This window comes from Sphingosinicella sp. LHD-64 (genome assembly GCF_031157375.1).
Taxonomy (GTDB): domain Bacteria; phylum Pseudomonadota; class Alphaproteobacteria; order Sphingomonadales; family Sphingomonadaceae; genus Allosphingosinicella.
Window position 1 is genome coordinate 158,633 of sequence record NZ_JAVIFV010000001.1, and the last position, 21,926, is coordinate 180,558.

22 protein-coding genes are annotated in these 21,926 nt (G+C 66.9%); all 22 read left to right on the forward strand.

Translation table 11 applies throughout. From position 1 onward, the window contains the following. Window position 1 precedes the first annotated feature (1 nt). The 22 genes from RCO27_RS00800 (at window position 2) to RCO27_RS00905 (ending at window position 21,924) form a co-directional block, all read left to right on the forward strand. Window positions 2-856 (forward strand): NADH-quinone oxidoreductase subunit C, encoded by an 855-nt coding sequence (locus tag RCO27_RS00800; RefSeq protein ID WP_309000741.1) that lies wholly within the window; start codon window positions 2-4, stop codon window positions 854-856. Then, entirely contained in the window at window positions 853-2,076 is a 1,224-nt protein-coding gene (locus RCO27_RS00805; RefSeq protein ID WP_309000742.1) for an NADH-quinone oxidoreductase subunit D, read from the forward strand. The genes RCO27_RS00800 and RCO27_RS00805 overlap by 4 nt, the downstream gene beginning before the upstream one ends. Further along, window positions 2,073-2,390, forward strand: a complete 318-nt coding sequence (locus RCO27_RS00810) for a hypothetical protein (RefSeq protein WP_309000743.1) — start codon at window positions 2,073-2,075, stop codon at window positions 2,388-2,390. The genes RCO27_RS00805 and RCO27_RS00810 overlap by 4 nt, the downstream gene beginning before the upstream one ends. After that, window positions 2,383-2,769: a cupin domain-containing protein gene (locus RCO27_RS00815; protein ID WP_309000744.1), complete on the forward strand. Its 387-nt coding sequence runs from the start codon at window positions 2,383-2,385 to the stop codon at window positions 2,767-2,769. Before RCO27_RS00810 ends, RCO27_RS00815 begins: the two co-directional genes overlap by 8 nt. Beyond that, complete coding sequence (gene nuoE, locus RCO27_RS00820) at window positions 2,769-3,431, forward strand: NADH-quinone oxidoreductase subunit NuoE (RefSeq protein ID WP_309000745.1); 663 nt, start codon at window positions 2,769-2,771, stop codon at window positions 3,429-3,431. Before RCO27_RS00815 ends, nuoE begins: the two co-directional genes overlap by 1 nt. 82 nt (window positions 3,432-3,513) lie before the next feature. Continuing rightward, the gene (locus RCO27_RS00825) at window positions 3,514-3,945 is read left to right on the forward strand and encodes a hypothetical protein (RefSeq protein ID WP_309000746.1); all 432 of its coding nucleotides are present in this window, start codon (window positions 3,514-3,516) and stop codon (window positions 3,943-3,945) included. A 123-nt stretch (window positions 3,946-4,068) separates the two neighbouring features. Then, window positions 4,069-5,361 carry an NADH-quinone oxidoreductase subunit NuoF gene (gene nuoF / locus RCO27_RS00830; RefSeq protein ID WP_309000747.1) on the forward strand — a complete coding sequence of 431 codons (1,293 nt, stop codon included), beginning with the start codon at window positions 4,069-4,071 and terminating at the stop codon, window positions 5,359-5,361. A gap of 126 nt (window positions 5,362-5,487) precedes the next feature. Next, a complete protein-coding gene (gene nuoG / locus RCO27_RS00835) occupies window positions 5,488-7,509 on the forward strand; it encodes an NADH-quinone oxidoreductase subunit NuoG (protein ID WP_309000748.1) in 2,022 nt (673 codons plus the stop codon). A gap of 30 nt (window positions 7,510-7,539) precedes the next feature. Continuing rightward, the gene (locus RCO27_RS00840; protein ID WP_309000749.1) at window positions 7,540-7,668 is read left to right on the forward strand and encodes a hypothetical protein; all 129 of its coding nucleotides are present in this window, start codon (window positions 7,540-7,542) and stop codon (window positions 7,666-7,668) included. A 178-nt stretch (window positions 7,669-7,846) separates the two neighbouring features. Then, window positions 7,847-8,917: an NADH-quinone oxidoreductase subunit NuoH gene (nuoH, locus tag RCO27_RS00845; protein WP_309000750.1), complete on the forward strand. Its 1,071-nt coding sequence runs from the start codon at window positions 7,847-7,849 to the stop codon at window positions 8,915-8,917. After that, window positions 8,911-9,393 carry an NADH-quinone oxidoreductase subunit NuoI gene (gene nuoI / locus RCO27_RS00850; RefSeq protein WP_309000751.1) on the forward strand — a complete coding sequence of 161 codons (483 nt, stop codon included), beginning with the start codon at window positions 8,911-8,913 and terminating at the stop codon, window positions 9,391-9,393. The genes nuoH and nuoI overlap by 7 nt, the downstream gene beginning before the upstream one ends. Before the next feature lie 149 nt (window positions 9,394-9,542). Further along, complete coding sequence (locus RCO27_RS00855; protein ID WP_309000752.1) at window positions 9,543-10,154, forward strand: NADH-quinone oxidoreductase subunit J; 612 nt, start codon at window positions 9,543-9,545, stop codon at window positions 10,152-10,154. Between the two features lie 109 nt (window positions 10,155-10,263). Beyond that, window positions 10,264-10,569, forward strand: coding sequence for an NADH-quinone oxidoreductase subunit NuoK (gene nuoK, locus RCO27_RS00860; protein WP_309000753.1), 306 nt, complete (start codon window positions 10,264-10,266; stop codon window positions 10,567-10,569). A 115-nt stretch (window positions 10,570-10,684) separates the two neighbouring features. Next, on the forward strand, window positions 10,685-12,739 hold the full coding sequence (gene nuoL, locus RCO27_RS00865; protein WP_309000754.1) for an NADH-quinone oxidoreductase subunit L: 2,055 nt from the start codon (window positions 10,685-10,687) through the stop codon (window positions 12,737-12,739). A 1-nt stretch (window position 12,740) separates the two neighbouring features. Then, the gene (locus RCO27_RS00870; RefSeq protein WP_309000755.1) at window positions 12,741-14,267 is read left to right on the forward strand and encodes an NADH-quinone oxidoreductase subunit M; all 1,527 of its coding nucleotides are present in this window, start codon (window positions 12,741-12,743) and stop codon (window positions 14,265-14,267) included. 115 nt (window positions 14,268-14,382) lie between these two features. Next, window positions 14,383-15,819, forward strand: a complete 1,437-nt coding sequence (gene nuoN, locus RCO27_RS00875; protein WP_374990341.1) for an NADH-quinone oxidoreductase subunit NuoN — start codon at window positions 14,383-14,385, stop codon at window positions 15,817-15,819. Then, complete coding sequence (locus tag RCO27_RS00880; RefSeq protein WP_309000756.1) at window positions 15,804-16,499, forward strand: biotin--[acetyl-CoA-carboxylase] ligase; 696 nt, start codon at window positions 15,804-15,806, stop codon at window positions 16,497-16,499. The genes nuoN and RCO27_RS00880 overlap by 16 nt, the downstream gene beginning before the upstream one ends. 10 nt (window positions 16,500-16,509) lie before the next feature. After that, complete coding sequence (locus tag RCO27_RS00885) at window positions 16,510-18,660, forward strand: penicillin acylase family protein (protein WP_309000757.1); 2,151 nt, start codon at window positions 16,510-16,512, stop codon at window positions 18,658-18,660. A 7-nt stretch (window positions 18,661-18,667) separates the two neighbouring features. Continuing rightward, the gene (locus tag RCO27_RS00890) at window positions 18,668-19,138 is read left to right on the forward strand and encodes a GNAT family N-acetyltransferase (RefSeq protein WP_309000758.1); all 471 of its coding nucleotides are present in this window, start codon (window positions 18,668-18,670) and stop codon (window positions 19,136-19,138) included. Window positions 19,139-19,147: 9 nt separating this feature from the next. After that, window positions 19,148-19,930, forward strand: coding sequence for a type III pantothenate kinase (locus tag RCO27_RS00895; RefSeq protein ID WP_309000759.1), 783 nt, complete (start codon window positions 19,148-19,150; stop codon window positions 19,928-19,930). A gap of 90 nt (window positions 19,931-20,020) precedes the next feature. After that, complete coding sequence (locus RCO27_RS00900; RefSeq protein ID WP_309000760.1) at window positions 20,021-21,664, forward strand: ribonuclease J; 1,644 nt, start codon at window positions 20,021-20,023, stop codon at window positions 21,662-21,664. Then, entirely contained in the window at window positions 21,661-21,924 is a 264-nt protein-coding gene (locus RCO27_RS00905) for a DUF1467 family protein (protein WP_309000761.1), read from the forward strand. Before RCO27_RS00900 ends, RCO27_RS00905 begins: the two co-directional genes overlap by 4 nt. Window positions 21,925-21,926: the final 2 nt, after the last annotated feature.

Here is a 21,926-nt window from a genome sequence, read left to right on the forward strand (position 1 = left end):
CATGCCAAGCGTCGCACCCCTTGTCCCGGCCCGCGAAGGGCTGATCGACGCGGTGAAAGCCGCGCTCGGGCCCGCCTTCCTCTCCGCCAAGGATGAAGTCGGGGAAGTCTCGATCGACGTCGCCCGCGAGAGCGCCGCGGAGGCGCTCACCATCCTGCGCGACCGGTTCGACTATCAGCAGCTCATGGAGATCGCCGGGGTCGACTATCCCGAGCGCGCCGAGCGGTTCGAGGTGGTCTACCACCTGCTCTCCGTCACGAAGAACCATCGGCTGCGCGTCCGCGTCTCGACCGACGAGGAGACGCCGGTGCCGAGCGTGACCGGCGTCTATCCGGTCGCCGGCTGGCTCGAGCGCGAGGTGTTCGACATGTACGGCGTGCTCTTCGCGGGCAACGCCGATCTGCGCCGCATCCTCACCGACTACGGCTTCCGCGGCCATCCGCAGCGCAAGGATTTCCCGCTCACCGGCTATGTCGAGCTGCGCTATTCGGAAGAGCAGAAGCGGGTGGTCTACGAGCCGGTCCGGCTCGCCCAGGATTTCCGGACATTCGACTTCCTCTCCCCGTGGGAGGGCGCGGAGTATATCCTGCCCGGCGACGAGAAGGCGAAGCTGCCCGAAGCGAAGGGCGCGCCGACCCCGCTGAGTGCGGACGAGATCAAGGAGGCCGACGCGGCCAGGTCGCCGGCCGCCCCGCCGCCGCCCACGCCCAAGACCACCGAGAAGAAATCCGACACCGGCGCGGGCGAGCCTGCGAACACCGAGGCGGCCAAACCGTCGCGCGCCCGCAAGGCCGCGCCGAAAACCGATGCGCCGAAAAAGCCGCGCAGCCCCCGCAAGCCGAAGGGTGAGGCATGAGCGAGACCCTGACCCAGCCCGACGCCACCACCGCGCCAGCCGGCGAGACCGAGATCAACAACTATACGATCAACTTCGGCCCGCAGCATCCGGCCGCACATGGCGTGCTGCGCCTCGTGCTGGAGCTGGACGGCGAGATCATCGAGCGGGTCGATCCCCATATCGGCCTGCTCCACCGCGGCACCGAGAAGCTTTGCGAGTACAAGACCTATCTCCAGGCTTTGCCCTATTTCGACCGGCTCGATTACTGCTCGCCGCTGCCGATGGAGCACAGCTTCGTGCTCGCCATTGAGAAGCTGATGGACCTCGAAATCCCGCTGCGTGGCCAGTACATGCGCGTGCTCTTCGCCGAGCTTTCCCGCATCTCGAACCACATGCTGAACCTCGGCTCCCACGTCATGGACGTCGGCGCGATGACGCCGAACCTGTGGCTGTTCGAGATCCGCGAAGACTGCATGAACTTCTTCGAGCGGGCGACCGGCGCGCGCATGCACTCCAACTGGTTCCGCCCGGGCGGCGTGCGCCAGGACGTGCCGCTGAAATTGCTCACCGACATCGCCGACTGGCTCGACACACGCCTGCCGCGCCTGTTCGAGGACGCGATCAGCCTGGTCGCCGACAACCGCATCTTCAAGCAGCGCAACGTCGACATCGCCTTCGTCTCGAAGGAAGACGCGCTCGCCTGGGGCTTCTCCGGCCCGATGATCCGGGGCGCCGGCATCCCGTGGGACATCCGCAAGAGCCAGCCCTACGAGGTTTATGACCGGATGGACTTCGACGTGCCGATCGGCACCAAGGGCGACTGCTACGACCGCTTCATGGTCCGGGTCGAGGAGGTCCGTCAGTCCGCGCGGATCATGAAGCAGTGCCTCAACGAAATGCCGGAAGGCCCGGTGGCGACGCTCGACCGCAAGGTCTTCCCGCCGCGCCGCGCCGAGATGAAGCAGTCGATGGAAGCGCTCATCCATCACTTCAAGCTGTTCACCGAAGGCTTCCACGTCCCCGCCGGCGAGGTCTATGTCGCGACCGAGAGCCCCAAGGGCGAGTTCGGCGTCTATCTGGTGAGCGACGGCACCAACATGCCGTACCGCGTCAAGATCCGCCCCACCGCCTTCAGCCATCTCCAGGCGATGGACTTCATGTCCAAGGGCCACATGCTCGCCGACGTGACCGCCATCCTCGGCGCCATGGACATCGTGTTCGGGGAGTGCGATCGGTGAAGACGCCTTGGCGAGCCGCTTATGATGCGGGGGAGCAACTGGACTCCCGCTTGGCTGGCCAGCCTTCGTTGGTGCGCAGTCGGGCGGTTGCCCTATTCTACTCTGTGATTGTCGCCGTCGCTGTTTTTGGCTCCGCGGCACTGCTTGATTGGACTGCTCCGTCCTCGCCGATGAATCGTTTTGTTCAAGAGAATTTGGACACAATTTTCGTAGCTGGTTTCGTCCTTTTCCTGTTTTACACGGTCGGCCTCGTCTTCTGGCAGGCTTTCTTTCCTGTCGAGCGGAAGAAAAACGGGACTCAAAATCATGGCTGAAGCCGCACGCCTTGCCACGCCGCAGCCCGTCAACATCGCCGAGAAGCTCGCCAGCTTCTCCGATCACTGGAACCCGCGCGTCGTCGGCCGCTACAACGGCAACGAGGTCCGCATCGCCAAGGTGGACGGCGAATTCACCTGGCACAGCCATGCCGGGACGGACGAGCTGTTCATGGTCATTTCGGGCGATTTCGGCATCGAGTTCCGCGACGGCCTCGTGAAGCTCGCGCCGGGCGAGATGCTGGTCGTGCCGAAGGGGACGGAGCATCGTCCGGTGGCCAATGGCGAATGCCAGATCCTGATGCTCGACCGCGAGGGCGAGCCGAACACAGGCGCCAGCCCGTCCCACTATACCCGCGAGAGGCTCGAGACGATCTGATGGCCGCCAAGCGTCTTCCCGACACGCCGGAAATCCGCGAGCGCTGGGGGTCCTTCGCCTGGACGAAGGACAATGCCGCCGAGGCGAGGAAGGTCGTCGACCGCTATCCGCCGGGCCGTCAGCAGAGCGCGGTCATTCCGCTGCTCGATCTCGCCCAGCGCCAGATCGGCGCCGAGACCAACACGCAGGGCTGGCTGCCGATCCCGGTGATCGAATATGTCGCCGCCTTCCTCGATATGCCAAAGATCAGGGCCTATGAGGTCGCGACCTTCTACACGATGTTCAACCTCGTCCCGGTCGGCCGCCACCACGTCCAGGTCTGCGGCACCACGCCCTGCATGCTGCGCGGCTCGGACGACGTGCTCGCCGCCTGCTACGTCAGGGGCATGAAGAAGGGCCACACGACCGGCGACGGCCTGTTCACGCTGACCGAGGTCGAATGCCTCGGCGTCTGCGCCAACGCGCCGATGGTCCAGATCAACGACGAGAATTACGAGGACCTGACCTTCGACAGCATGACCGCGATCCTCGACGCGCTCGCCGCTGGCCAGGCGCCGAAGCCCGGTCCGCAGGTCGAGCGCCAGACCAGCGCCCCCGAAGGCGGCCCGACCACGCTCCAGGCGATGGTGAAAGAGAACCATGACTACCGGGGGGAGTGGTGATGGGACGGCGTTCTCCCGCCCTCGTCACCCTGAACTTGTTTCAGGGTCCAGTTTTCCTCTCGCCGAAGCGGTGGAGGCATGGATGCTGAAACAAGTTCAGGGTGACGGGATTGGGCTTGGCCTGCGCGCGATGATCGCCGTGCCGCTGCTCGCCTCATGCCAAGCTGAAGTGCCTGCAAACAATGTCGTGGAGCCCGCCAAGGCGCCCCAGGTCGAGGGCGACGTCGGCATCGCCCAGCGCCTGGTCCGCGAGAAGCTCGGCGCGGCCGGGGCGCGGGGCATCAGCTTCTCCGAGCCGCGCCGGTCGCGCGCAGAGGGCGTCACGATCATCTGCGGCGCCTTCACCCAGGCCGGCCGCAGCCAGCGCTACATCGTCGTCGGCGGCGAGGACGCCTTCGTCGAGCCGCAGATGAACCCGGGCGAGATGGACCGCGCCTTCGTCGAATTCTGCAACCAGGGCGCGCAGAACCCCGCGCAGCCCGCGCCGCCGCCCGTCCCGGAGAATGCGCTGTGACGCCGCCGCTTCCGCACCATCCCGTCATGCCAGCGCAGGCTGGCATCTCGGGACAAGAGGTCACGGCGTTGCGCGCCGAGACCCCGGCCTGCGCCGGGGTGACGATCTCCCACGGAGTCCGTCATGCTCGCTGACAAGGACCGCATCTTCACCAATCTCTACGGCTATCAGTCGTGGGAGCTGAAGGCCGCCGAGAAGCGCGGCGACTGGGACGATACCAGGGGCCTGATGGCGCGCGGCCAGGACGCGATAATCGAGGAGATCAAGGCCTCGGGCCTGCGCGGCCGCGGCGGCGCCGGCTTCCCGACCGGCATGAAGTGGAGCTTCATGCCCAAGGAGCCGAAGCCCGGCAAACCCAATTTCCTCGTCATCAACGCCGACGAATCCGAGCCGGGCTCGTGCAAGGACCGCGAGATCATCCGCCACGATCCGCACAAGCTGATCGAGGGCGCGCTGATCGCCGGCTATGCGATGCGCGCCCGCGCCGGCTACATCTACATCCGCGGCGAGTTCATCCAGGAGGCCTGGCGACTCGAGGCGGCGGTGCAGGAGGCCTATGATGCCGGCCTGCTCGGCAAGAACGCGGCGAAATCGGGCTACGATTTCGACCTCTTCGTCCACCGCGGCGCCGGCGCCTATATCTGCGGCGAAGAGACCGCGATGCTGGAGAGCCTGGAGGGCAAGAAGGGCCAGCCGCGCCTGAAGCCACCGTTCCCGGCGGGCGCCGGCCTCTACGGCTGCCCGACCACGGTCAACAATGTCGAATCGATCGCCGTCGTCCCGACCATCCTGCGCCGCGGCGCGAGCTGGTTCGCAGGCATCGGGCGCGAGAAGAACGAGGGCACCAAGCTCTTCCAGATCTCCGGCCATGTGAACAGGCCGTGCGTCGTCGAGGATGCGATGGGCGTGCCGTTCCGCGAGCTGATCGACCGCCATGCCGGCGGCATCCGCGGCGGCTGGGACAATCTCCTCGCCGTCATCCCCGGCGGCTCCTCGGTGCCGCTCGTGCCGGCGGCGCAGATCATCGACGCGCCGATGGACTTCGACGGCCTCAAGGACCTGGGCTCCGGCCTCGGCACCGCCGCCGTCATCGTCATGGACAAGTCCACCGACGTGGTGAAGGCGATCAGCCGCATCTCCTATTTCTACAAGCACGAGAGCTGCGGCCAGTGCACGCCCTGCCGCGAGGGCACCGGCTGGATGTGGCGTGTCATGGAGCGCCTTGTCACCGGCGACGCCGAAATTCACGAGATCGACGCCCTCTGGGACGTCACCAAGCAGGTCGAGGGCCACACGATCTGCGCCCTCGGCGACGCCGCCGCCTGGCCGATCCAGGGCCTGATCCGCCACTTCCGCCCCGAGATCGAGCGCCGCATCGAGGAGCGGCGCGGCCGGACGCTGGAGGCGGCGGAATGAGGCGAATGAACCTGCCCTTGCCCCGTCATTCCCGCGAAAGCGGGAATCCCGCTGCCTTCGCGGCCGACGGGATCGAACACAAGCTGGATTCCCGCTTTCGCGGGAATGACGAATGGGTGCGCGGAGATGCCTAAGCTCAAGGTCGACGGCGTCGAGATCGAGGTTCCGCAGGGCGCGACTGTGCTTCAGGCGTGCGAGCTGGCCGGGAAGGAAATCCCGCGTTTCTGCTATCACGAGCGGCTCGCCATCGCCGGCAATTGCCGGATGTGCCTCGTCGAGGTGAAGCCAGGGCCGCCCAAGCCGCAGGCCTCCTGCGCGCTGCCTGCCGCCGACAACCAGGAAATCTTCACCATGACGCCGATGGTGAAGAAGGCGCGCGAGGGGGTGATGGAGTTCCTGCTCATCAACCACCCGCTCGATTGCCCGATCTGCGACCAGGGCGGCGAGTGCGACCTGCAGGACCAGTCGATCGCCTATGGCAAGGGCCACAGCCGCTACGACGAGAACAAGCGGGCGGTGACCGAGAAATATATGGGCCCCGTCGTCAAGACGGTGATGACCCGCTGCATCCAGTGCACCCGCTGCATCCGCTTCATGGATCAGGTCGCGGGCGTCGAGGATCTGGGCGCGATCGGGCGTGGCGAGGATATGGAGATCACCTCCTATCTCGAGCACGCTCTCGGCTCGGAGCTCAGCGGCAACGTGATCGATCTCTGCCCGGTCGGTGCGCTGACGTCCAAGCCCTACACCTTCGAGGCGCGCCCATGGGAGCTGCGCAAGGTCCCGGCGATCGACGTCACCGACGGCGTCGGCACCAACATCCGGCTTGACGTGCGCGGCCGCGATGTGATGCGCGCGCTTCCCCGGATCAACGAGGACGTCAACGAGGAGTGGGCGCACGACAAGACCCGCTACGTCGTCGACGGCCTGACCCGCGGCCGCCTCGACCGCCCGTGGCTGCGCGAGAACAGCAAACTCCGTCAGGCGACCTGGGAAGAGGCGTTCGCGAAGATCGCCGAAATCGCCGCCGAGGCGAAGGATAGCGTCGCGGCAGTGGCCGGCGATCTCGTCGACGTCGAGACCATGTATGCGGCGAAGCAGCTGCTCGCCGCGCTCGGCTCGACCCTGATCGAGGGCCGCCAGACCGGCCTCGCCTATGACGCGTCGAATCTCGCCGCGGTCAATTTCAACACCACCATCGCGGGCATCGAGACGGCGGACGCGATCCTGCTCGTCGGGACCAACCCGCGCTGGGAGGCGAGTCTCGTCAACACCCGCATCCGCAAGGCGGTGCTGGCCGGCGCGAAGGTGTTCGCGATCGGACCAGAGGTCGATCTCACCTACAAGGTCCAGTGGCTCGGCGACGATCTGTCGCTGCTCCACAAGCTGCCGAAGGACGCGACGGACGCGTTCAAGGATGCCCAGCGTCCGGCGGTGATCGTCGGCGGCGCGGCGATCAAGACGCCGGCAGGGCAGGCGGCCAGCCTCGCGCTCGTCAAGACGCTCGACCTGATCCGCGACGGCTGGAACGGCTTCAACGTCCTCCACACCGTCGCCGCGCGCACCGGCGGGCTGATGCTCGGCTATGCGCAGGATGGCGGCATGGCGTCGCTGGCCCAGAAGGCGCCCAAGCTGCTCTTCCTGCTCGGCGCGGACGAGGCGGACCTCGCGCCGTTCGCGAAGAGCTTCAAGGTCTATCTCGGCCACCATGGCGACAAGGGTGCCCATGCGGCCGATGTGATCCTGCCGGGCGCCGCCTATAGCGAGAAGCACGGCATCCATGTGAACCTCGAAGGCCGCGTCCAGTACAGCGAGAAAGCGGTCGACGCGCCGGGCGACGCCCGCGAGGACTGGTCGATTCTGCGTGCGCTCTCCGACGTGCTCGGCCAGCGGCTGCCGTTCGACAGCTTCGGCGAGCTCCGCGCCCGGCTGTTCGCCGATCACCCCGAATTCGCCGAGCCCGGCCTCGTTCCTTTCGTCTGGGCGCCGCCGAAAATCGACGCGCCGAAGATCGGGAAGGGGACCGAGGTCGCCTATCCAATCAAGGATTTCTACCTCACCAACCCGATCGCCCGCGCTTCGGCGACGCTGCAGCGTTGCTCGGCCGAACTCCTCCACGGGCAGGATTTCGCGGAGGCGGCGGAATGATGCGGTCGTCGACAGGCAAGGGAGCGCTGCGTGAGTATCTGGGAGGCGTTCACCGAGTGGCTGGTGGACAGACTGCCGCGACGGCTCACCGTCGGCTGCGGCGCGCTGGTCATGGCGGTCATCGTCATCTCCATGATCTGGAACGCGAAATGGTGGTGACGGCCGGGTGTGGGGGCGGCCTTACGATGGGAAGCCCGTCGGTGCACGCTTATGCCCCCTTTCCCCGTGGGGGAGAGGGCCGGGGTGAGGGGGCTCCGCCTTTGAGATTGTCCGCCAACAACCGACCCCCTCACCCAACCCTCTCCCCACTGGGAAGAGGGCTTTTGGGACTCACCCGATGACCGCCTTCTTCCAATCCTGGCTCGGCTTCGGCTGGGGCTGGTTCGTCGCCAACCTCATCCTGATCCTCTTGATCGCGCTGCCGCTGATGCTGGCGGTCGCGATGATCATCTATGCCGACCGCAAGATCTGGGCGGCGATGGCGCTGCGGCGCGGGCCCAACGTGGTCGGGCCGTTCGGCCTGCTGCAGAGCTTCGCCGACGGCCTCAAGGTCTTCCTCAAGGAGACGATCGTCCCGTCCAGCGCCAACCGGGCCTTGTTCCTGATCGCGCCGGTCATCACCTTCACCGTCGCGCTCATCGCCTGGGCGGTCATCCCGTTCGGACCGGGCATGGTGCTCGCCGACATTAATGTCGGCCTGCTCTACCTGCTCGCGGTCTCCTCGCTCGGCGTCTACGGGATCATCATCGCCGGCTGGGCGTCCAACTCGAAATACCCGTTTTACAGCGCGTTGCGTGCCGCCGCTCAGATGGTTTCATACGAAGTCTCGATCGGCTTCGTGCTGATTCCGGTCGTGCTCTGGGCGGGCACGTTCAGCCTGTCCGGCATCGTCGGCGCGCAGCAGGGCCATATCTTCGGCCTCGTCAACGGCTTCGGCTTCAACCCGCTGCTGTTCCCGCTGGCGGTGATCTTCCTGATCTCCGCCATGGCCGAGACCGCCCGCGCGCCGTTCGACCTGACCGAGGCGGAGAGCGAGCTCGTTGCCGGCTACCAGACCGAATACAGCTCGATGAGCTTCGCGCTCTTCTGGCTCGGCGAATATGGCAATGTGCTGCTGATGTGCGGCATGAACGCCGTGCTGTTCTGGGGCGGCTGGCTGCCGCCACTGGACATCCCGATCCTTTACGATTTCCTGTTCAACGCCAGCATCACCGGCATGTTCTGGTTCTTCGCGAAGATCCTGTTCTTCTTCTTCGTGTTCAGCTGGGTGAAGGCCACCGTGCCGCGCTTCCGCTACGATCAGCTCATGCGGCTCGGCTGGAAGATCTTCCTGCCCATCTCGCTCATCTGGGTGTTCCTCGTGTCCGGATATCTGATGCTCCAGAAGCAGGGGATGCTGCCGTGGTAGCCCACTGGATCAAGACCTTCACCCTCTGGGAGTTCGTGAAGGCGCACTGGCTGACCTTGAAGTATTTCTTCAAGCCCAAGGCGACGATCAACTATCCCTACGAGAAGAACCCGATCTCGCCCCGCTTCCGCGGCGAGCATGCGCTGCGGCGCTATCCGAACGGGGAAGAGCGCTGCATCGCGTGCAAGCTGTGCGAGGCGATCTGCCCCGCGCTGGCGATCACGATCGAGGCCGAGCCGCGCGCGGACGGCAGCCGGCGCACCACCCGCTACGACATCGACATGACCAAGTGCATCTATTGCGGCCTGTGCCAGGAGGCCTGCCCGGTCGATGCGATCGTCGAGGGGCCGAACATGGACTTCGCCACCGAGACCCGCGAGGAGCTGATCTACGACAAGGCGAAGCTGCTCGAGAATGGCGACCGCTGGGAGCGCGCGCTCGCCGCGAACCTTGCCGCCGATGCGCCGTACCGGTAAGCGCCCATGCAGACTCGCACGTCATCCAACGGGGCCATGCAAAATCTTACCGTCATCCCGGCGAAGGCCGGGATCTCAGGCAGAAAGAGACTCGGCCAAGTCGCCCGAGACCCCGGCCTTCGCTGGGGTGACGGCCTGTTGGGGCCGTCATGATCCAGGTCTTCACCTTCTACCTGTTCGCGACGCTCGTGATCGTCTCCGGCGTGATGACGATCGCCTCGCGCAACCCGGTCCATTCGGTGCTCTGGCTGATCCTCGCCTTCTTCAACGCGGCGGGCCTGTTCGTGCTGATCGGCGCCGAGTTCCTCGCCTTCCTGCTGGTCATCGTTTACGTCGGCGCGGTCGCGGTGCTGTTCCTGTTCGTGGTGATGATGCTCGACATCGATTTCAGCGAGTTGCGCGCGGGCATTTCCCAATATTGGTTCCCGAGCGTGATGCTCGCGCTGGCGCTGCTGGCGGAATTGGGCGCCGCCTTGCTCGCCCACAATGCCGGCGGCATCGACATCGCCGGGCGGACCGCGCCGACCCCGGCCGAGACCTCCAACATCGCCGCGCTCGGCCAGCTGCTCTACAGCCGCTACCTCTTCATCTTCGAGGCGGCGGGCCTGGTTCTCCTCGTCGCGATGATCGGCGCGATCGTGCTGACCCACCGCGCCCGCAAGGACACCCGGCCGCAGAAGATCTCCGATCAGGTCCGCCGCCGCCCGCAGGACGCGGTCGTCAACACGCAGCCGCCAGTGGGGCAGGGGGTCGAGCTGTGATTCACGTCGTCGTCATGCCAGCGAAGGCTGGCATCTCAGGATCAGAAGTCTCGGAGGGGCTCCTTGAGACCCCAGCCTTCGCTGGGGCGACGGCATCGGAGATACCGTCGTGATCGGCCTCGGCCACTACCTCGCCGTCGGCGCGATCCTGTTCGTGCTCGGCGTGCTCGGCATCTTCATCAACCGCAAGAACGTCATCGTCATCCTGATGGCGATCGAGCTGATCCTGCTCGCCGTGAACATCAACCTCGTCGCCTTCTCCGCCTATCTGGGGGACATGGTCGGGCAGGTGTTCGCGATGTTCGTGCTCACCGTCGCGGCCGCGGAAGCCGCGATCGGCCTTGCCATCCTCGTCATCTACTTCCGCAACCGCGGCACGATCGCGGTCGACGACATCAACCAGATGAAGGGGTGACGAAGATGCAGCGCATATTCGTCATCCCGGCGAAGGCCGGGATCTCGGCGAGACCCGCCGTGACTTCTGGTCCTGAGTCCCCGGCCTTCGCCGGGGTGACGGGTGGGGCTGAATAATGGTCCAGGCGATCGTCTTCCTGCCCCTGCTGGCGGCCATCATCGCGGGGCTCGGCAACCGCATGATCGGCAATTTTGCGGCCAAGCTCATCACGACCGGCGCGCTGTTCGTCGGCATGTTCCTGTCGTGGCCGATCTTCTTCGGCTTCATGGCGGGGACGGAGCACTCGCAGCTCCACCCGGTGCTGAACTTCATCCATTCGGGCGATCTCCAGGTGAGCTGGGCGCTCAGGGTCGACGCGCTCACTTCGGTGATGCTGGTGGTGGTGACGACCGTCTCGGCGCTCGTCCACCTCTACTCCTGGGGCTACATGGCGGAGGACGACAGCCAGCCGCGCTTCTTCGCCTATCTCTCGCTCTTCACCTTCGCGATGCTGATGCTGGTGACGGCGGACAATCTCGTCCAGATGTTCTTCGGCTGGGAAGGCGTCGGTCTCGCCTCCTACCTGCTCATCGGTTTCTGGTACCACAAGCCAAGCGCCAATGCCGCGGCGATGAAGGCGTTCATCGTCAACCGCGTCGGCGATTTCGGCTTCAGCCTCGGCATCTTCGCGACCTTCCTGGTCTTCGGCACCGTCTCGATCCCCGACATCCTCGCCGCCGCGCCGAACATGACCGGCTCGACGATCGGCTTCCTTGGTACGCGCATCGACACGATGACCCTGATCTGCATCCTGCTGTTCATCGGCGCCTGCGGCAAATCGGCGCAGCTCGGCCTCCATACCTGGCTGCCGGACGCGATGGAAGGCCCGACCCCGGTCTCCGCCCTGATCCACGCCGCGACCATGGTGACCGCCGGCGTGTTCATGGTCTGCCGCCTCTCGCCGATGTTCGAGACGAGCACGACCGCGATGGCGGTGGTGACCTTCGTCGGCGCGCTCACCGCTTTGTTCGCGGCAACGGTCGGCACGGTCCAGAACGATATCAAGCGGGTGATCGCCTATTCGACCTGCTCGCAGCTCGGCTACATGTTCATGGCCGCGGGCGTCGGCGCCTATGGCGCGGCGATGTTCCACCTCTTCACCCACGCCTTCTTCAAGGCTTTGCTGTTCCTCGGCGCGGGCTCGGTCATCCACGCGATGCACCACGAGCAGGACATGCGCTATTACGGGGGCCTCCGGAAGCACATCCCGCTGACCTTCTGGGCGATGACGATCGGCACGCTCGCCATCACCGGCGTCGGCATCTACTGGCTCCACGCAGGTTTTGCCGGCTTCCACTCCAAGGACGCGATCATCGAGGCCGCGTTCGCGAGCGGCGTGCCGTTCGGCGGCTTCGCCTTCTTCATCGCCGTGTTCGCGGCGCTGCTGACCAGCTTCTACAGCTGGCGCCTGGTGTTCCTGACCTTCTTCGGCAAGCCGCGCTGGACCCAGTCCGAGCATATCCAGCACGCGCTCCACGGCGATCATCACGATCATCCGGACGCCGAGGATGCCGGCCACGACACCCATGCGCACGAGGCCGGCGCCCACCAGATGACGGAAGGCACCGGCGGCTATCATCCGCACGAGAGCCCGTGGTCGATGCTGATCCCGCTCGCCTTGCTTTCGGTCGGCGCGATCTTCGCCGGCTATGTGTTCACCGCCTTCTTCATCGATGCAGAGCAGGGCGTGCACTTCTGGGGCGGCTCGATCGCCTTCGACAGCCATCTGATGCATGCGATGCATGAGGTGCCGCTCTGGGTGAAGCTGTCGCCGGCGGTGGTGATGCTGATCGGCCTCGGCATCGCCTTCTACGCCTATATCCGCAACACGGCCTTCCCGGCGGCGTTCGCGAGCCATTTCGACGTCCTGTACCGCTTCCTGCTCAACAAGTGGTATTTCGACGAGCTGTTCCACGCGATCTTCGTCCGCCCGGCCGTCTGGCTCGGCCGCTTCTTCTGGAAGCGCGGCGACGAGGGGACGATCGACCGGTTCGGCCCGAACGGCTTCGCCGCCGCGATCGCGACCGGCACGAAGCTCACCGCCCGGTTCCAGACCGGCTATGTCTACAGCTACGCGCTGGTGATGCTGCTCGGCGTCGCCGCCGCCACCACCTGGGCGATGGCGCACTAAGATGGACGGCTTCCCTATTCTCTCCGCGATCCTCGCGCTGCCGCTGCTCGGTGCGGTGGCCTGCCTCGTCAGCAGCGCCGCGGCCGCCCGCTGGATCGCGCTCGTCACCACGCTGGCGACGCTGGCGCTCTGCATTGGCCTGTGGGCGACCTACCAGATCGGCGGGCCGCAATGGCAGTTCGTCGAGGATGCCGCGTTGTTCGGCAACGCCTTCCGCTGGGCGCTCGGCATCGACGGCATCGCGCTGCTGCTGATCGTGCTGACCGCCTTCCTGATGCCGATCTGCATCGCCGCCTCCTGGGAGGCGATCGACCGGCGCGTGCCCGAATATATGGCGCTGTTCCTGTTCATGGAGGTGCTGATGCTCGGCACGTTCATGGCGCAGGACATCTTCCTCTTCTACATCTTCTTCGAGGCCGGCCTCATCCCGATGTACCTCATCATCGGCATCTGGGGCGGCGCCAACCGGATCTACGCGGCCTACAAGTTCTTCCTCTACACATTGCTCGGATCGGTGCTGATGCTGATCGCGATGCTGTGGATGGTGAACTACGCTGAGAGCACCTCGATCCCGGTCCTGCTCAACACCGATTTCCCGCCCCAGGCGCAGACCCTGCTCTGGCTCGCCTTCTTCGCCAGCTTCGCGGTCAAGATGCCGATGTGGCCGTTCCACACCTGGCTGCCCGACGCGCACGTCCAGGCGCCGACCGCCGGCTCGGTGATCCTCGCCGGCGTGCTCTTGAAGCTTGGCGGCTACGGCTTTGTCCGCTTCTCGCTGCCGATGTTCCCGGAAGCCTCGGCCCAGCTTGTCTGGGTCGTCTTCGGCCTGTCGATGGCCGCCGTCGTGCTGACCTCGCTGATCGCGCTGGTCCAGCAGGACATGAAGAAGCTGATCGCCTATTCGTCGGTCGCCCACATGGCGTTCGTCACCGCCGGCATCTTCACCTTCAACCGGCAGGGGATCGAGGGCGGGCTCGTCGTCATGCTTTCGCACGGCCTGGTCTCGGGCGCGCTCTTCCTGTGCGTCGGCGTGGTCTACGACCGGCTGCACAGCCGCGACATCGACAAATATGGCGGCCTCTCGAACAACATGCCCGCCTATGCCCTGTTCTTCATGGTCTTCACCATGGCCGCGGTCGCGCTCCCCGGCACCTCCGGCTTCGTCGGCGAGTTCCTCGCGCTGGTCGGCGCCTATGAAGCGAATAGCTGGCTGGCCGCGGTGCTGACCACCGGCATCATCCTCGGCGCCGCCTACATGCTGCTGCTCTACTGGCGCATCGCCTTCGGCACGGCACGGACCGAGGAGGCGGCGAAGCTGCCGGACCTCACCAGGCGCGAATGGGCGATGATGGCGCCGATCGCTGCCGTCGTCCTGTGGATGGGAGTCTATCCGGAGAGCTTCCTCGCCCCGATGCGCCAGGACGTCGCCGTCCTGCTCGAGCGCGTCGCCCGCGCCGCGCCGGAGGGCGATGCCCATGTCACCGCCGGCGCGCCGGCTCCGGCTGCGCATGAAGGGGAGGCACACTGATGTGTAACCCCCGCTCCCGTCATCCCAGCGAAAGCTGGGATCTCCCTTCTTTTTTGAGCGAAGGCAAAGAGATTCCAGCTTTCGCTGGAATGACGAGAGATCGGGAATCGCGGTCATGATGAACGACTTCCTTCTCGTCCTCCCCGAGCTGATCCTGACGGTCTCGGGCCTGATCCTGATGATGATCGCCGCCTGGGCGGGCGACCGCGCCGCCCCGGCGCTGACTTGGGCGGCGATCCTGACGCTGGCAACGGCGGCCGCCTTCCTGCCCGGCCTCGCCAGCCCGGGCGGCAGCGCCTTCCACAACCTGTTCGCCGCCGATCCGTTCGCGGCCTACACCAAGGTCATCGTCTACCTCGCCGCCATCGTCTCGCTGTTCGCGGCGATGAGCTGGTTCGGCCGCGACCGCGACTATCGCGCCGAATATCCGGTACTGGTGCTGTTCGCGGTGGTCGGCATGGGCATGATGGTCTCGGCCAGCGACCTGCTCACCCTCTATGTCGGCCTCGAGCTGCAGAGCCTCGCCGCCTACGTCCTCGCCGCCTTCCAGCGCACCGACAGCCGCTCCTCCGAGGCCGGCCTCAAATATTTCGTCCTCGGCGCTTTGGCCTCGGGCATCCTGCTCTACGGCATCTCGCTGCTTTACGGCTTCACCGGCACGACCGGCTTCGACGGCATCGCCGCCGCGCTCGGCAATGACGGCGTCTCGACCGCCGAATTGTTCGGCCTGGTCTTCGTTCTTGCCGGCCTCGCCTTCAAGATCAGCGCCGTCCCGTTCCACATGTGGACGCCGGACGTCTACGAGGGCGCGCCGACCCCGGTCACCGCCTTCTTCGCCTCGGCTCCCAAGGTCGCGGCGATGGCGCTGCTGGTCCGCGTCGCGGTCGAGGCGATGGGCCCGGCCGCGGGCGAATGGCGCCAGATCGTGATCTTCACCGCGCTGGCCTCGACCATCCTCGGCGGCGTCGCGGCGATCGGCCAGAAGAACATCAAGCGCCTGCTCGCCTACTCCTCGATCAACAATATCGGTTTCGCCCTGGTCGGCCTCGCCGCCGCCACGCCGGAAGGGGCGGCGGCCGTGATGTTCTACATGACGGTCTATGTCGTGATGACGCTCGGCGCCTTCCTCGTCGTGCTGCGCATGCGCGACGCCAACGATCAGCCGGTCGAGACGATCGCCTCATTGTCCGGCCTGTCGCGCACCCGGCCGATGCTGGCGATGGCGATGGCGATCTTCATGTTCAGCCTCGCCGGCATCCCGCCGCTCTTCGGCTTCTGGCCGAAGTTCCTGGTCTTCCAGGCGGCGGTCGCGGCGGACCTCACCTGGCTCGCGGCCGTGTCGATCGCGACCTCGGTGATCAGCGCCTTCTATTACATCATGATCGTCAAGATGATGTATTTCGACGAGCCCGCGCCGGCCTTCGCCGAGACCCGCGAGCCGGTCGGCGCGGGTCTCATCCTCGCCTCGGCCCTGTTCGTCTCGCCGCTCGGCTATCTCGCGATCCCGGCGCTCAGCGCCGCCACCCTCGCGGCGGCGTGGTCGTTGTTCTGATCCGCACGGTCGAAGAGACCGGCTCGACCAACGACGATGTCGCGGCGCTGGCCCGCGAGGGTGCGCCGGAGGGCGCGTGGCTGCGCGCCGAACGCCAGACCGGCGGCCGCGGGCGGCAGGGCAGGGCCTGGCAGTCCCCGCCCGGCAATCTCTACGCCAGCACGCTCGTCCGCCTCGCGCCCGGCGACCCGCCGGCCCCGACGCTGGCGCTGGTCGCCGCCGTCGCCCTGCACGAGGCGGTGTCGCTCCACGCCCATTGCGTCCAGGTCAAATGGCCCAACGACCTCATCGTCCACGGCGCCAAGCTCGCCGGCATCCTGCTCGAGCGGCACGACGAGGCGGTGGTGATCGGCTTCGGCGTCAATCTCGCGCACCACCCCGATCTTCCCGACCGCCCGGCGACCAGCATCGCCACGCTCGCCGGCGCCGCGCCCGATCCGGCGACCTTCGCCGAAACCCTCGCCGAGATCTTCGCCCGCTGGCTGCTGCGCTGGCGGGGCGAAGGCATCGCGCCTGTCCGCAAGGCCTGGCTGGCCGCCGCCCATCCCATGGGAACGGCGCTCGCCACGTCGGAAGGCGAGGGGCTGTTCGACGGCCTGGACGAGGCCGGCGCGCTCAGGCTGCGCTTGCCGGACGGCACCGCGCGCGTCATCCATGCCGGCGACGTCTTCCTGCTGTGAGACCCCCGCGATGAAATTTCTGACCTGCCTCGCTTTGCTGTTCGCGCTGGTTGCGGCGCCGGCTCATGCCCAGAACGATCAGGCGCGCTGGCAGGCGCAGGCAAGCCGCGTCACCATCACCCGCGACGACTGGGGCATCGCCCATGTCCACGGCCGCAGCGACGCCGACGCCGTGTTCGGCGCGATCTACGCCCAAGCCGAGGACGATTTCCCGCGCATCGAGGCGAACCTGCTGACCGCGCTCGGGCGCACGGCCGAGGCGGAGGGCGAAAGCGCGATCTGGCAGGACCTGCGCCAGCGCCTCTGGATCGACCCCGCGGAGCTGCAGGCCGACTATCGCCGCAGCCCCGACTGGCTCCGCGCACTCATGGACGCCTGGGCGGACGGCCTGAACTACTACCTCGCTATCCATCCTGAGACGCGCCCGAGCGCGCTGACCCGCTTCGAGCCGTGGATGGCGCTATCCTTCACCGAAGGCAGCATCGGCGGCGACATCGAGCGCGTCGATCTCCGGCAGCTCGCCGCCTTCTACGGCGGGCAGGAGCCCCGGGTCGCCGCCATCACCGACGACGAACCGCGCGGCTCCAACGGCATCGCCATCGCCCCGCGCCTCACCCGCGACGGCCATGCGCTGCTGCTGATCAATCCGCACACCTCCTTCTTCTTCCGCGCCGAGCTCGGCATGCGCAGCGACGAGGGGCTGAATGCCTATGGCGCGTCCACCTGGGGCCAGTTCTTCATCTATCAGGGCTTCAACGACCGGGTCGGCTGGATGCACACGTCGAGCGGCGTCGACGTGGTCGACGAGTTCGTCGAGACCGTCGGCCAGCAGGGAGCGCAGATTTCCTATCGCTACGGCAACGAATCCCGTCCGGTCGAGACCCGCGCGGTCACCTTGAGGATCCGCCAGCCCGACGGCAGTCTCGCCGAGCGCGCGTTCACCACGTACCGCACCCACCACGGCCCGATCGTCCGCGCCGAGGGCGACCGCTGGGTCGCGATGGCGCTGATGCACCGCCCGATCCCGGCGCTTCAGCAGAGCTGGCTCAGGACGAAAGCCCGTAATTTCGCCGGCTACATGGAGGTGGCGGCGCTGCAGGCCAATTCGTCCAACGACACCATTTATGCCGATGCCGACGGCCACATCACCTATCTCCACCCGCAATTCGTGCCGGTCCGCGACGACCGGTTCGACTATACCAACCCCGTCGACGGCAGCGATCCCGCCACCGACTGGCGCGGCCTGACCCCGATCGACCGGCTCCCCACCGTACGCGATCCGCGCGGCCATTGGCTCTACAACGCCAACGACGCCCCCTGGCGCGCCGCCGGCCCGGACAGCCCGCGTCAGGCCGATTTCCCCCGCTACATGGATTCGGCCGGCGACAATCCGCGCGGCGACCATGCGACGGCGCTGCTCGGCGAAGCCCGCGCGCTGACCCCCGAGGGTCTGCGCCAGATCGCCTACAGCAATCTCATGCCCTTCTTCCCCAAGGTCATTCCGTCCTTGGTCGAGGGCTGGCGGGCTCTGCCCGCACGCGATCCGCTCCGCACCCGGCTGGCCGGTGCCGTCGATCTCCTCCGCGCCTGGGACAGCCGCTGGTCGGCCGGGTCCGAAGCCACCACCCTCGCCAATTTCTGGGCCGAGGAGATGCGCGCGCTCGCCACCCGCCAGCGCCCCAGCGACAATCTCTGGGCGGTGATGGAAGCCTTCACCCCGCGCGAGAAGCTCGACGCGCTCGCCCGCGCCGTCGATACGCTGGAGCGCGACTGGGGCCGCTGGCATGTGCCCTGGGGCGAGGTCAACCGCTTCCAGCGCAACGACGGCGCCATCGCCCAGACCTTCGACGATTCGCGCCCCAGCATCCCGGTGCCCTTCGCCTCCGCGCGCTGGGGCACGCTCGCCTCGTTCGGCGCCCGCGCTTATCCCGGCACCCGCCGCTGGTACGGCACCAGCGGCAACAGCTTCGTCGCGATCGTCGAGTTCGGCCCGCGCGTCCGCGCCTGGGCGGTCAGCGCCGGCGGCGAAAGCGGCAACCCCGCCTCGCCCCATTTCAACGATCAGGCCGCGCGCTACGCCGCGGGCGATCTCCGCCCAGTCTATTTCCACCCCGAGGATCTGGAGGGCCATGTCGCCCGCACCTACCGCCCCGGCGAATGAGATCGCGATGCACCTGAGGCCGCTCGGACCGGACGATATCGATCTCATCTGCCGGCATCGCGAGTCGATGTTCCGCGATTCCGGGCGGAGCGAAGCCGTGATCGCGGCGATGGCGGCGCCGTTCCGCGCTTGGCTGGCGCCGAAGCTGGCTGACGGGCGCTATTTCGGCTGGGCGGTCCGCACTGACGACGGCCGGGATGTCGCCGGCCTTGGCATGATGGAGATCGACTGGCCGCCGCATCCCGCGCATCCGCTGGATGGTCGTCGCGGCTACATTCTCAACGTCTATGTCGAGCCGGAGGCCCGGCGCCGCGGCCTCGCCCGGATGCTGATGGCGGAAGCAACGGCCGAGGCGAAACGCCGCGGGCTCTCGTTCATGATCCTGCATGCGACCGACGAGGGGAGGCCGCTCTACGAGTCGCTCGGCTGGGCCGACACGGCGGAGATGGCGCTTATCATCGACGGCGCCGTCGGATAGGGTCGGCCCATGCTGCTCGCCATCGACGCCGGCAACACCAACGTCGTCTTCGCCCTGGTCGAGGACGGGGTGATCCGCGCGCGCTGGCGGATCGCGACCGATCCGCGGCGCACCGGCGACGAATATGCCGTGTGGCTGTCTCAATTGCTCGAACTGGAAGGGCTGGAACGCGCCGACGTGACAGCTGTCATCATCGGGACCGTCGTGCCGCGGGCGCTCCACAATCTCGAAGTCCTGGCGTCCAAATATTTCGGCGTCGAGCCGCTCGTCGCGGGGCAGGGGGGTGCGGACTACGGCATCGTCCTCGACGTCGCCGATCCGGCCACCGTCGGCGCGGACCGGGCGCTCAACGCGCTCGCCGCCCACGCGCTCTACGAAGGCGACCTCATCGTCATCGATTTCGGCACGGCGACGACCTTCGACGTCGTCGACTATTCCGGCGCCTACCAGGGCGGGATCATCGCGCCGGGCATCAATCTCTCGCTCGACGCCCTCGTCTCCGCCGCCGCCAAGCTGCCGCGCATCGCGATCGAGGCGCCGGACAGCGAGTCGGTGATCGGCCGCACCACCCAGGACATGATGCACATCGGCATCTACTGGGGGTACGTGGCGATGATGGAGGGCCTGGTCGAGCGGATGAAGGCGGAGATCGGCCGGCCGGTCTCGGTCATCGCCACCGGCGGGCTCGCCACGCTCTTCGATCAACACACCGAGATTTTCGATGCGATCGAGGGCGATCTGACGATTCAGGGGCTGGCCATGCTGTACGCGCGGAGCCTAAGTGGCCCTTGATCGTCATCCCGGCGAAGGCCGGGATCTCCGGACAAGAGGTCTCGGCATTGCACCATGAGGCCCCGGCCTTCGCCGGGGCGACGGAGAACCATGACACCCGGTAACGAACTGCTTTTCCTCGCGCTCGGCGGCTCGGGCGAGATCGGCATGAACGTCAATCTCTACGGCTGCCAGGGCAAATGGATCATGGTCGATCTCGGCATGACCTTCGCCGATCCGGCCTATCCCGGCGTCGAGCTGGTCCTGCCCGATCTCGCCTTCATCGAGGAGCGGCGCGAGGACCTGCTGGGCATCGTCCTCACCCACGGCCACGAGGACCATATCGGCGCGATCCCCTATCTCGCCCAGGATCTCGGCGTGCCGCTCTACGCCACGCCATTCACCGCGGGCCTCATCGCCGGCAAGCTGGAGGAAGAGGGGATCGTCGAGCAGGTGACGGTCAACGTCGTCGACATGCTCACCGATTTCCAGCTCGGCCCGTTCGGCCTCCGCTACATCCCGCTGGCCCATTCGATCCCCGAAGGCAATGCGCTGCTGATCGACACGCCCTATGGGAAGGTCTTCCACACCGGCGACTGGAAGCTGGACGACACGCCGCAGCTCGGCGACCCCAGCACCGAGGCGGAGCTGCGTGCGATCGGCGATTCCGGGGTGCTCGCCCTCGTCTGCGACTCGACCAACGTGTTCCAGGAACAGGCGTCGGGCTCCGAGGCCGGCGTGCGCGAGGGGCTCGACGAGGTCATTCAGGGCGCGCAGGGCCGCGTCCTCGTCACCACCTTCGCCTCCAATGCCGCGCGACTGAAGACGCTGGGCCATGTCGCGCAGGACACCGGCCGCAAGGTCTGCGTCGCCGGGCGCAGCCTCGATCGCATCCTGCGTGTTTCGAAGAGTGTCGGCTATCTCACTGATTTCCCTGAGACGATCGACTTCGAGGAAGCGATGCGCCTGCCGCCGCGCGAGGTGCTGATCATCGCCACGGGCGGGCAGGGGGAGAGCCGCGCCGCGCTCGCCCGGATCGCCTTCGGCCAGCACAAGCTCAGCCTCGACGCCGGCGACCTCGTCGTCTTCTCGTCCAAGCAGATCCCCGGCAACGAGATCGCGATCGGCCGCATCCAGAACGAGCTCGCGTCCAAGGGGATCGAGATGATCACCGACCGGCAGGCCCCGGTCCACGTCTCGGGCCATCCCGGCCGCCCCGAGCTTGCCGCCATGTACCAGTGGATCCGGCCCGAGATCATCGTGCCGGTCCATGGCGAGATGCGGCACATGATGGAGCAGGCGCGCTTCGCCCGCGCCCGCGGCATCCCGCACGGCATCGTCCAGAAGAATGGCGACCTCGTCCGCCTCGCGCCGCATGGGCCCGAGAAGCTGGGCGAGGAGCGGGTGGGGCGCCTGATCCTCGACGGCGACGTCATCCTGCCCGCCGACGGCACCACGATGAACGAGCGTCGGCGCCTCGCCTTTGCCGGTCAGATTGCCGTCGCCATCGCGCTCGACCCGGATGACCGCGTGGCGGGCGACGTCGAGATCGAGCTGCAGGGCATTCCGGTCGAAGAGGATCGCGACGCGTTCCTCGAGGAAGCATGTGAGGCTGCCGCGGCGGCGGTGGCGCGAGCCAGCGGCAACGAGGACAAATTGCGCGAGGAGGTTCGCCTCGCCGTCCGGCGGTGCGCGACGGAATGGACCGGCAAGAAGCCGGTCGTCACCGTGCTGTTCGTGCGGGTTCAATCATGAAGCTGACCTCCATCCTCGCCGTCTACCTGCTGTTCTGGATGATGAGCCTGTTCATCGTGCTGCCGTTCGGCGTGCGCACCAGCGAGGAGGTCGGCGCCGAGCGCGTGCCAGGCCATGCAGATAGCGCGCCGCACAGCTTCAGCTTCTGGCGGGTGGCGCTGCGCACCACGATCGTCTCGGCGATCTTCTTCGCCCTGTTCTATGCCAATTATGTCTACGGGTGGGTCGAGGTCCGCGACATCGATTGGCTAAACCGCTAGCG